Below are 10,350 nucleotides of genomic sequence, written 5' to 3'. Positions count from 1 at the left end.
GGGCACCGCCGCCCGGCGCGGGCGCCGGCGCAGGCACTATTCTCATCCCAGGCCGCCGCGATCGTGGGCGCGAGTCGCGGCGCACAGCAGGAGGAATCCTCAGCATGACCATTCAGGACATCAACGTCCTCTACACCGCCGTCGCCACCGCCGAGAACGGCCGTGACGGCCGGGTCTCGTCCGACGACGGCAACCTCGACGTCGTCGTCAACCCGCCGAAGAGCATGGGCGGAAGCGGCGCGGGCACCAACCCGGAGCAGCTCTTCGCCGCCGGCTACAGCGCCTGCTTCCAGGGCGCGCTGGGCGTGGTGGCCCGTCAGGAGAAGGCGGACATCTCGGGCTCCACGGTGACCGCCGAGGTCTCCATCGGCAAGACCGCCGAGGGCGGCTTCGGCCTGGCGGTGGCGATCCGCGCCACCATCCCGAACGTGGACACCGCCACCGCGCAGGCGCTCGTCGAGAAGGCCCACCAGGTGTGCCCGTACTCGAACGCCACCCGGGGCAACATCGAGGTCGAGCTGTCGGTCGCTTCCTGACCACGCCCGCTCGCCGCGGGTTCTGAGGGCCGCACCCCGCACCGGGGTGCGGCCCTCGGGCTCTCCCGGCACCGCCAGTACGCTGACGTCATGCGTGATCTAGGGGCGGGCTTCGGCTACTTGGCAAAGGGACAGCGCTGGGTCGTCCGGCACGGACGGTGGTTCGGCTTCGGACTGCTGCCCGGACTGGTCACCCTGGTGCTGTACGCGGGGGCCCTCGTCGGTCTCGGCTACGGCGCCGACGACCTGGTGGGCTGGGCGACACCGTTCGCCGACGACTGGTCCTCGCCCTGGCTCGGCCTGTTCCGCACCACCCTGACCGTGCTGGTCTTCGGCCTCGGCCTCTTCCTCGCCGTGATCACCTTCACCGCCGTGACGCTGCTGGTCGGCCAGCCCTTCTACGAATCGCTCTCCGAGCAGGTCGACCGCACGGAGGGCGGCGAGGTCCCCGAGTCGGGGCTGCCGCTCTGGCGGGAGCTGTGGATCTCCGCCCGCGACAGCGTCCGCATCCTGGTGCGGGTGGGGCTCTACTCGCTGCTGCTCTTCGCCCTCGGCTTCGTCCCGGTGCTCGGCCAGACGGTGGTTCCCGTGCTCGGCTTCTGCGTCACCGGCTACTTCCTCGCCGAGGAGCTGACCGCCGTCGCGCTCCAGCGCCGCGGCATGGCGCTGCGGGACCGGCTCGCCCTGCTGCGCGGGCGGCGGATGCTGACCCTCGGCTTCGGCGTACCGCTGGGGCTGGCCTTCCTGGTCCCGTTCGTCGCCGTGTTCCTGATGCCGGGCGCCGTCGCCGGGGCCACCCTGCTGGCCCGCGACCTGGTGTCCCCGGCGGACGGGGACGGGGACGGGGACGGCGAGGACGGCGAACCCGCCCCCGCGCCGTACCGGCTCGACAAGGACTGAGGGGCCGCCCGGTCATGACCGAGCTCGTCGCCGTCGCCGTCATCACGGTCCTCGCCGTCATCAGTCCGGGCGCGGACTTCGCGATGGTCGTCCGCAACAGCTACCTCCACGGTCGCACGACGGGGCTCATGGCCGCCGCCGGGGTCGCCGCGGGGGTCCTCGTCCACGTCACGTACACGATGCTCGGCGTCGGGCTGCTGATCGCCTCGTCGACCGCGCTGTTCACCGCGCTCAAACTGGTCGGCGCGGCCTATCTCGTCTACATCGGGGTCCGGACCTTCCTCGCCCGCGGGGACGTCGACGTGGACCTGGGGTCCGGGCCGGAGCTGACCCGGTCCGGGGCCCTGCGCACCGGCTTCCTCACCAACGCGCTGAACCCCAAGACCACGCTCTTCGTGGTGTCGACCTTCACCCAGGTCGTCGGGCCCGGGACCGGGCTGTGGCGGCAGGCGGGCTACGGGCTGTTCATGTCCGCCGCCCATTTCGGCTGGTTCGCGCTGGTCGCGCTGTTCTTCTCGAACGTGCGGCTCCGCACCGGGATGCTGAGGTGGCAGAAGGCGCTCAACCGCGGCATCGGATCGGTGCTCGTCGGACTGGGCGTCACCCTGGGCCTGGCCCGCTGAGCGACGCCCCGCCCCTGCGGTCAGCTGCTGTGCACCTCCAGCGCCGAGCGGACCGCGGACTCCAGCGCCCCCTCGATCCAGGCGGGCTTGACCGAGGTGTGGTCGCCCGCGAAGTGCAGCGGACCCTCCACCGAGCGCACATGGGCGAGGAGTTCGGTGTGCTGGCCGGGCAGCAGCACCGACGCCTCGCCGTACGCGTACGGGTCGCGCATCCACGACTGGGTGGCGCCCACGCCCGTGTAGAACACCTCGATCCGCTGCCCGTAGACGTCCTGCACCCCGGCCAGGGTGAACGGGTAGCGCTCGTCGTCGTCGAGCGAGTCCCACTTCAGCGCGTCGTCGGCCCAGCTGTACGAGGCGAGCAGGACGCCGCCCTTGCTGCCCTCCACCGGGTGCGAGGGCTGGTACATGAAGCGGTTGGCGTTGTCGGTGACCGAGCCGCCGCCGATGACCCGGGCCGCCTCGGGCTGGTCGCGGGCGACGGCCCGGTGCGCCGCGTAGTGCACGCGCTGGTTGTCCGGCAGGTGGCCGGAGGGCACGGAGGGGTGGGCGCCCAGCAGCGAGCCGTCGGCCGGCGCCCTGCCCTGCCGGTAGGCGTCGTACAGGCCGGGCCTGATCCGCTCCAGCTCCCGCTTCCAGTCCTTCTCGTCGAACTCCCACCAGCGGCGGCTGAATTCGAGCAGCACCTTGGTCGCCGCGTCGTAGTGGATCTCGGTGACCGCGCGCCGCTTGCCGTACGAGAGCGCGGGGCTGACGGGGATGTGGCGCAGTCCGGAGAACGGCACGGTGATGATCGCCCGGTCGCCGCGGAAGGTCTGGCGCACCAGGGGCTTGCCGTCGCGGCCCTCGGAGACCGTCTCGACCTCGACGCCGTGCTCGCCGTGGCTGATCCGGGTGACCCGGCGGTCCAGCTTCACGAGGCCCCTGACCCGCTCGTACATCGCGTCGGCGAGGGTGCCGGTGCCGCCCGGCAGCTCGAAGAAGGCGGTGTCCGGGCTGATCAGGGAGGCCCCGATGAAGCTGTGCACGAAGGCGAGGTGGAGCCGGGAGGTGAGGTTCTCGACCGTGCCGATCAGGTCGATGGTGCGCTCGTCGAGCTTGGCCGCCTCGGTCAGGAAGCGGAACATCGACCAGTGCCCGTACCGCTGGACGACCCGGGCCCAGCCCTCGACGAGCGCGGTGCCCTCCTTGCCCTCGAACTCCTTGCGGACCGGGGCGAACGCCTCCCGCACGATCTGCGCGGCGGGCTTGTCCTCGAACGCGGCGGGCACGCCGAACGAGCGGTTCACCTTCCGGGGGTTCTTCGTGTAGTCGGCCTTGCGCACCCGGATGCCGTTGACGTGGAGCCAGGTGCGGTTGACGGGGTGGCCCTGGGCGTCGACGTCCACCAGGTGGAAGGGGCGGCGCTTCAGGCCGAAGCCGTCCATCAGCCCGGTGACCAGCGGGTGGCTGTCGGGGATGCGCATCGCGCCCGCCTCGGCGTACTGCTTCGGGTCGGCGAACGGGGCCTTCGCGCGCTCGTGGCCGCCCGGGCGGAAGGTCTTGATCCGGCCGCCGACGCGGTTGCCGTTGGCCTCGATGACGGTGACGGTGTGCCCGGCGCGGTGGAGCAGATCGGCGGCGGCGAGCCCGGCCGGACCCGCCCCGATGACCAGCACCTTCTTGGGGGCCCTGCGGCCGCGCGGCAGCCCCTTGGAGAGCAGGACGTCGCGGTAGTACGGCACCAACGACTTGTCCTGCGCGTCGCGTACGAGGATGGCGCGGGCGACGGAGAGGCAGGTCTCCCAGTCCGAACCGGTGGCCTCGGGTGCCGGCGGCGCGGCGGGCGCGGCGTTCGTGGCGGCGTTCGCGGTGCCGGGGCCGGCGGCGGCGGTCACGGCCAGCGCGGCGGCGCCGGCGGTGGCGCCCGAGAGCAGGGTGCGGCGGGAGGGCAGGCCGGCTGACGGGCCTGTGGGCGTGGAAGTCATGCGGTAAACCCTGGGGTGCCCGGCGGGGTGCCCGATGCCCGAACGCGCGTAGACGGCCCCGAAATCACCCGCAGGTGGTGAGGGTCCGGGCAACCCGCCCCCGCGGCGCCGCGGGGAATGTCATGATGATCGGTTCTCCGGAACTCCCGCTTCCGGATGGGCTGTTGGCCCCTCGGGCGATTCCTGCGCTCCCGGCTCCCCGGCCGCCCCCGGCTCCCGCAGCAGTGCCAGGAAGTCCCCGAAGGCCGCGGGCATGTCCACCGCCTCCGGGTCCAGCAGCCACTGGTACTGGAGCCCGTCCAGCACCGCCACCAGCAGCGGGGCCGCACGCTCCGGACTCAGCCCGCCCGGCAGCCGCTCGCCGTACTCCGCGCGCAGGACCGCCGCCATGCTCGCCCGGACCTGGGTGTAGCGGCGGGTGAAGAACGCCCGCGCCGGATGCCCCTCCGTCACGCTCTCGCCGAGCAGCGCCGAGAACGTCTGGACGATGCCGGGCCGCATCGCGTTGTACTCCACCAGCGAGGCCAGCAGCTCGACCGGCCAGACCCCGTCGCCCCCGGCGCCGCCCCCGGTGTCCCACTGGTCGCGCTCCTCCAGCACGGTGAGGAGCAGCGCCTCCTTGGTGGGGAAGTAGTGCAGCAGCCCCTGCTGGCTGAGGCCGACTCGCTCGGCGACGGCGCTCAGCGAGGCGCCCCGGTAGCCCCGCTCGGCGATCACTTCGAGCGCCGCCCGGACGATCTCCGCCCGCCGCTCCGTACTTCTGCCCCGAACCATCGCCCCAGCCCCTCCCGACGCCCGTCACCCCCGTACTGGGACCGTACGTCATCCCGTGAATATCGGAAAGGTAACGAAACCTACTGGCCTACCCGTAACGGGGTCAGTATGGAGGCGTTCAATACGGAATCCGACACGGAGGTACGGCCGTGACAGACGCGCCCATGCCCACTCACCCCGACGAGGTCCGTGAGGCCGCCGTCGAAGCGGCGCTCGCCGCGCTGGGGCTCGACGACAAGGCGCGGCTGCTGGCCGGGCAGGACATGTGGTCGCTGCCCGCGCTGCCCGCCGTCGGGCTGGGCTCGCTGGTCATGTCCGACGGGCCGATCGGGGTCCGGGGCGTCGCCTGGAGCGCCGACGACCCGTCCGTGGCCCTGCCCTCGCCGACCGCGCTGGCCGCCGCCTGGGACGCGGACCTGGCCCGCCGCGCCGGGCACCTGCTCGCCCAGGAGGCCCGGCGCAAGGGCGTGCACGTCCTCCTCGCCCCGACGGTGAACCTCCACCGGTCCCCGCTCGGCGGGCGCCACTTCGAGACGTACAGCGAGGACCCGTACCTCACCGGCGAGATCGGCACCGGCTACGTGCGCGGGGTGCAGGACGGCGGGGTCGGCACCACCGTCAAGCACTACGTCGCCAACGACGCCGAGACCGACCGCTTCACCGTGGACAACGTGGTCGCCCCGCGCGCCCTGCGCGAGATCTACCTCTCCCCCTTCGAACGGATCGTCGCAGGCGCCCGCCCGTGGGGCATCATGGCCGCCTACAACCGGGTCAACGGCACCACCATGACCGAGCACCACTACCTGCTGAACACGGTGCTGCGCGGCGAATGGGGCTTCGACGGCTGCGTCGTCTCCGACTGGCTGGCCGCCCGCTCCACCGCCGCCACCGCCGACGGCGGCCTCGACATCGCGATGCCCGGCCCGAAGACGGTGTACGGCAAGGCCCTCGCCGACGCGGTACGGGCCGGCGAGGTCGAGGAGTCCGTCGTCGACGGCGCCGTACGCAACGTGCTGCGGCTGGCCGCCCGCGTCGGCGTCCTGGACGGCGCCCCGCCCGCCGTCGCCCCGGCCGACCGCCCCGCCGGGATCGACGGCGAGGCGCTGGCCCGCGAGATCGCCCGCCGCTCCTTCGTCCTGGTCCGCAACGAAGTGCGCGGCGACGCACCCGGGGGGCGCCCCGTCCTCCCCGTCGACCCGGCGGCCGTCCGCACCGTCGCGGTCAGCGGGGCGCTCGCCCGCGACGCCCGGGTCCTCGGCGGCGGCTCCGCCCAGGTCTTCCCGGACCACGTCGTCACCCCGCTCGACGGCCTGCTCGCCGCCCTCCCCGAAGGCACCGTCGACTACCGCGTCGGCGCCGACCCCAACACCGAACTCACCCCCGCCGAGCAGGGCTTCGAGCTGCGCGCCGTCTGCTACGACGCGGCCGGCACCGTCCTCGGCTCCGCACCGCTGCCCGGCGGCACCGTCCAGTGGATCGGCGACGACCTCCCCGAGGGCGTCACCCGCGCCACCCTGCACAGCGTCGAGATCACCGGCACCTTCACCCCGCGCGACACCGGAGAGCACGTCTTCGGCACCCGGGGCACCGGCGCGCTCACCCTCACCGTCGCGGGCGAGACCCTGTACGACGGACTGCACCGGGTGGTCTCCGCCGACCCCGGCGAGGCCTTCTTCGGCAACCCGCTGGAGCGCGGCCGGATCGGCCTCACCGCGGGCGAGCCCGTCCGGGTCTCGCTGCGGCAGGTCCCCGAGACCCTCGGCGACGACGCGCCCGTCCTGGGCGTCTCGTTCGCCCTCTGCCACCTCGGCCCGCGCCGCGACCCGGCCGAACTGATCGCCGAGGCCGTGGAGTCGGCCCGCGCGGCGGACACCGCGATCGTCGTCGTCGGCACCACCGAACGCGTCGAGTCCGAGGGCTTCGACCGCACCGATCTGCGGCTCCCCGGCCACCAGGACGAGCTGGTGCACGCCGTCGCCGCCGCCAACCCGAACACCGTGGTCATCGTCAACTCCGGCTCCCCGGTGGAGCTTCCGTGGCGGGAGGAGGTCGCCGCGGTGCTGCTCGCCTGGTTCCCGGGGCAGGAGGCCGGACACGCCCTGGCCGACGTGCTGCTCGGCGCCGCCGAGCCGGGCGGGCGGCTCCCCACCACCTGGCCGGCCGCCCTCACCGACGTACCGGTGGCGAACACCACCCCCACCGACGGGGAACTCCGCTACGACGAGGGCGTCTTCGTCGGCTACCGGGCCTGGGAGCGGGCCGGTACCGCCCCCGCCTACCCCTTCGGCCACGGACTCGGCTACACCACCTGGTCGTACGAGAGCCTCACCGCCGACCGGGACACCGCCACCGTGCGCGTCCGCAACACCGGCACCCGGCCGGGCGCCGAGACCGTCCAGATCTACCTGGCGCCCCGCGAGGACACCGCCGGACGCCCGGCCCGCCGGCTCGTCGGCTTCGCCCGCGCCGAGGCGGCGCCCGGCGGGAGCGCCGAGGTGACGATCGCCCTGGACCCGCGCGGCTACGAGATCTGGGACGAGGACGCGTACGGCTGGGTCCCGGTCCCCGGCGGCTACGAGATCCAGGCGGCCCACTCGCTTGCCGACGTACGCCTGACGGCGGCCGTGGAGATCGACGCGTAACGCCCCGGGCCTCAGCGCACCGAGAAGCCGTACACCGTCGTCGAGACGAACTCCTCGCCCGGCCGGAGCACCGTGCTCGGGAACTCCGGCCGGTTCGGGGAGTCGGGGAAGTGCTGGGTCTCCAGCGCGACCCCGGCGCACGGGCCGAACGGCCGCCCGTCGAAGTGGTCCGCAGTGTACAGCTGGAGCCCCGGCTCCGTCGTCGTCACCGTCAGCACGCGTCCCGAGCCCGCGTCGTACAGCTCGGCCGCCGGGCCCGTGCCCGCGTCCGGCGCGTCCAGCACGAAGTTGTGGTCGTAACCCGCCCCGACCGGCACCGGCTCGCGGAAGTCGAACCGGGTCCCGGCCACCGGCAGCAGCTCACCGGTCGGCAGCGACTCGGCGTCCACCGGGGTGATCCGCCCGGCCGCGATCCGCAGCAGCTGCCCCAGCGCGCTGCCGCTGCCGGCGCCCGCGAGGTTCCAGTACGTGTGGTTCGTCAGGTTCAGCACCGTCGGCGCGTCGGTACTCGCCCGGTACGCGATCCGCAGCGCCCCGCCCGCCTCCAGGGTGTACGCGGCACGCACCGCGAGGCGGCCCGGGAAGCCCTCCTCGCCGTCCTCGGAGACCAGCGACAGCTCGATGCCGTCCGCCACCTCCCGGGCCCGCCACACGCGCTTGTCGAAGCCCCCGGCCCCGCCGTGCACCTGATTGCGCCCCTCGTTCGGCGCCAGCCGGTACGCGCGCCCGTCGAGCTCGAACCCGGCCCCGCCGATCCGGTTCGCGTACCGCCCGACCAGCGCGCCGAAGTACGGGCCGGGGAACGCCAGGTACCCGTTCAGGTCCGGCAGCCCGAGCGCGACGGGCGCCCGCACCCCGTCCCGGTCCGGCACCTCGACCGACTGCACGATCCCGCCGTACGTCAGCACCCGCACCCGCGTGCCGTCCCGCTCCAGCGTCCAGCGGTGCACCGGGGTGCCGTCCGCGAGAGTGCCGAAGTCGTCCGCCCGTACCGCCGTGCCCGAACCCGTGATCATGGTCATGATCGTGAAGCCTATGCGGGGGGCCGGAGGGCGGTGACATTGCGGTAGGCGATCTCCGCGAGCCGGGCCTGCCCGTCGCGCCCCGGGTGGAACCAGTCCCACTGGCTGAGCTGCTTGCCGGTGAAGGGGTACTCGAAGACCGCGCCGCCGTCGTAGCGGCAGAGCCGGTCCTTCGCGCAGACGTCCCGGAGCACCCCGTTGTACGCCACCACCCGCTCCCGCACCTCCGCGCGCCGGGCCGTCGCGTCCGGGCCCAGGTCGTCGGCGTCGCCCAGCATCGACGGGCAGATCCCCAGCTTCCAGATCTGCTTGCCCAGCGCGTTGTCGCGCCCCGTCGACCAGAGCCGCTTGAGGTCCGGCACGCTCGACACGTACACCTGCGCCTTGGGCGCGCCGGCCCGCAGCTGCCGCATCGACGCCTCGAACGAGCTCCGGAAATCGGCCACCGGCGTCATGTAGCGGGCGGAGTCCCGGCAGGCGTCATTGGCGCCGATCATCACCGTCACCAGATCGGGTCGCTCCTGCGCGGCCTGCGCCATCTGCTCCGGGAGCTGGGCCATCCGGGCCCCGGTCCGGGCGTGGTTCCAGCTGTGCGAGGCGGCCTTCGCGTCGCCGAGCAGCCGCACCGCGAGGCTGCGGACCTCGCCGTCCGTACCGGTCGCCCAGGAGACCTCCGGGCAGTCCGCCAGCACCGAGCAGGCGTCGAAGCCCCGGGTGATGGAGTCGCCCACCGCGGCCACCGACGCCGGCCTGCGGTCCCAGACCGGTCCGGGCCGGGCGGAGGGCTGCGCGGCGGCCCCCTTCGTCGTGCTCCCCGTCCCGGAGCTGCAACCGGCCAGGGCGGCCGTGCCGAGCAGGCAGACCGCCGTCAGCATCGCGGCGACGGCACGCGGACGGGTGGCGCCACCGGCGCGACGGCCACCGTCACCGGTACGCGGACGGGCACCACCGGTACGCGGACGGTGGCGGGCAAAACGATCCTGCATGCCGTGCTCCCCTCGGTTATGCCCCCGGCAACCCCTGGTGGCACCGGTCGGAGGGCCCCGACGCCCTGGCGGGTGAAAGCTGAGCGAAGGAAGGGCCCGGGACCGACCGTACGTCACACCGGGGCCCCCGCAGCGCGGTAGCTTTTCCTCGGCGAACCAGCGGCGCTGTCCCCCACTCGGCTCCACTTGAGTGGCTTTCCGGAAATCACACCACGTCACATACTGTCCTTTTTCAGGAGCTTCACCCCGATGCTGTTTACTGATGACAACCTCGGGATCCGGCCGAGAATCGACGGTTCGGGCGCGAGGTTGCTGGAGAAGGCGAACTTCGTTCCACACTGGAGGTCCCGGTGACGACACGTGGAGTTCTGTACGTTCACTCCGCACCGCGCGCGCTCTGCCCCCATGTCGAGTGGGCGGTAGGGGGTGTTCTCGGCGTCCGGGTCCAGCTCGACTGGATCAGACAGCCCGCCGCGCCCGGCACCTGGCGGTCCGAGTTCTCCTGGCAGGGCCGCGCCGGCACGGCGTCCAAGCTGGCCTCCGCGCTGCGGGGCTGGGACATGCTGCGCTTCGAGGTGACGGCCGAGCCGAGCGCCACGGCGGAGGGCGAGCGCTACAGCTCCACGCCGGGCCTGGGCATCTTCCACGCCGTGACCGGCCTGCACGGCGACATCCTGGTGCCCGAGGACCGGCTGCGGGCCGCGCTGGCGCGTTCGAAGCGGGGCGAGAGCGACCTGGCCGCCGAGATCGCCAAACTGCTCGGCAAGCCGTGGGACGACGAGCTGGAGCCCTTCCGCCACGCGGGCGAGGGCGCCCCGGTCCGCTGGCTGCACCAGGTGGTCTGAGCACGGACGGCCCACGGCACGACCGAGGCCCGCCTCCCCACGTGCGGGGAGGCGG

At 73.4% G+C, this 10,350-nt stretch carries 9 protein-coding genes; 5 read left to right on the top strand and 4 right to left on the bottom strand.

The features are described from left to right. Positions 1-104: 104 nt before the first annotated feature. The 3 genes from ACFCV8_RS33290 (at position 105) to ACFCV8_RS33280 (ending at position 2,059) form a co-directional block, all read left to right on the top strand. On the top strand, positions 105-536 hold the full coding sequence (locus ACFCV8_RS33290) for an organic hydroperoxide resistance protein (protein ID WP_376689235.1): 432 nt from the start codon (positions 105-107) through the stop codon (positions 534-536). A 90-nt stretch (positions 537-626) separates the two neighbouring features. Then, positions 627-1,436: an EI24 domain-containing protein gene (locus tag ACFCV8_RS33285; protein WP_376689234.1), complete on the top strand. Its 810-nt coding sequence runs from the start codon at positions 627-629 to the stop codon at positions 1,434-1,436. 14 nt (positions 1,437-1,450) lie between these two features. Further along, positions 1,451-2,059, top strand: a complete 609-nt coding sequence (locus ACFCV8_RS33280) for a LysE family translocator (protein WP_376689233.1) — start codon at positions 1,451-1,453, stop codon at positions 2,057-2,059. A gap of 20 nt (positions 2,060-2,079) precedes the next feature. On the opposite strand, the gene ACFCV8_RS33275 is transcribed toward ACFCV8_RS33280, so the two are convergent. Continuing rightward, entirely contained in the window at positions 2,080-4,026 is a 1,947-nt protein-coding gene (locus ACFCV8_RS33275) for a flavin monoamine oxidase family protein (RefSeq protein ID WP_376689232.1), read from the bottom strand. Positions 4,027-4,146: 120 nt separating this feature from the next. Beyond that, the gene (locus ACFCV8_RS33270) at positions 4,147-4,800 is read right to left on the bottom strand and encodes a TetR/AcrR family transcriptional regulator (protein ID WP_376689231.1); all 654 of its coding nucleotides are present in this window, start codon (positions 4,798-4,800) and stop codon (positions 4,147-4,149) included. Between the two features lie 164 nt (positions 4,801-4,964). Here ACFCV8_RS33270 and ACFCV8_RS33265 point away from each other — a divergent pair, with 164 nt between their 5' ends. Continuing rightward, entirely contained in the window at positions 4,965-7,442 is a 2,478-nt protein-coding gene (locus ACFCV8_RS33265) for a glycoside hydrolase family 3 protein (protein ID WP_376689238.1), read from the top strand. A gap of 11 nt (positions 7,443-7,453) precedes the next feature. Here the strand turns inward: ACFCV8_RS33265 and ACFCV8_RS33260 are convergent, their stop codons facing one another. Beyond that, positions 7,454-8,458: an aldose epimerase family protein gene (locus tag ACFCV8_RS33260; RefSeq protein WP_376689237.1), complete on the bottom strand. Its 1,005-nt coding sequence runs from the start codon at positions 8,456-8,458 to the stop codon at positions 7,454-7,456. A 17-nt stretch (positions 8,459-8,475) separates the two neighbouring features. After that, entirely contained in the window at positions 8,476-9,339 is an 864-nt protein-coding gene (locus ACFCV8_RS33255; protein WP_376689236.1) for an SGNH/GDSL hydrolase family protein, read from the bottom strand. 461 nt (positions 9,340-9,800) lie between these two features. On the opposite strand from ACFCV8_RS33255, the gene ACFCV8_RS33250 reads away from it, so the two are divergent. Next, on the top strand, positions 9,801-10,295 hold the full coding sequence (locus ACFCV8_RS33250; RefSeq protein WP_376689230.1) for a DUF3145 domain-containing protein: 495 nt from the start codon (positions 9,801-9,803) through the stop codon (positions 10,293-10,295). Positions 10,296-10,350: the final 55 nt, after the last annotated feature.

Source organism: Streptomyces sp. NPDC056347, assembly GCF_042262625.1.
GTDB lineage: Bacteria > Actinomycetota > Actinomycetes > Streptomycetales > Streptomycetaceae > Streptomyces.
This window is presented reverse-complemented; position numbering and strand designations above follow the sequence as displayed.

Excerpts from the sequence above, each read along its gene's own strand:
- ACFCV8_RS33255 (WP_376689236.1), bottom strand. The coding sequence starts at position 9,339 with ATGCTGACGGCGGTCTGCCTGCTCGGCACGGCCGCCCTGGCCGGTTGC.
- ACFCV8_RS33290 (WP_376689235.1), top strand. The coding sequence starts at position 105 with ATGACCATTCAGGACATCAACGTCCTCTACACCGCCGTCGCCACCGCC.
- ACFCV8_RS33265 (WP_376689238.1), top strand. The coding sequence starts at position 4,965 with ATGCCCACTCACCCCGACGAGGTCCGTGAGGCCGCCGTCGAAGCGGCG.
- ACFCV8_RS33260 (WP_376689237.1), bottom strand. The coding sequence starts at position 8,458 with ATGATCACGGGTTCGGGCACGGCGGTACGGGCGGACGACTTCGGCACT.
- ACFCV8_RS33285 (WP_376689234.1), top strand. The coding sequence starts at position 627 with ATGCGTGATCTAGGGGCGGGCTTCGGCTACTTGGCAAAGGGACAGCGC.
- ACFCV8_RS33270 (WP_376689231.1), bottom strand. The coding sequence starts at position 4,800 with ATGGTTCGGGGCAGAAGTACGGAGCGGCGGGCGGAGATCGTCCGGGCG.
- ACFCV8_RS33280 (WP_376689233.1), top strand. The coding sequence starts at position 1,451 with ATGACCGAGCTCGTCGCCGTCGCCGTCATCACGGTCCTCGCCGTCATC.
- ACFCV8_RS33275 (WP_376689232.1), bottom strand. The coding sequence starts at position 4,026 with ATGACTTCCACGCCCACAGGCCCGTCAGCCGGCCTGCCCTCCCGCCGC.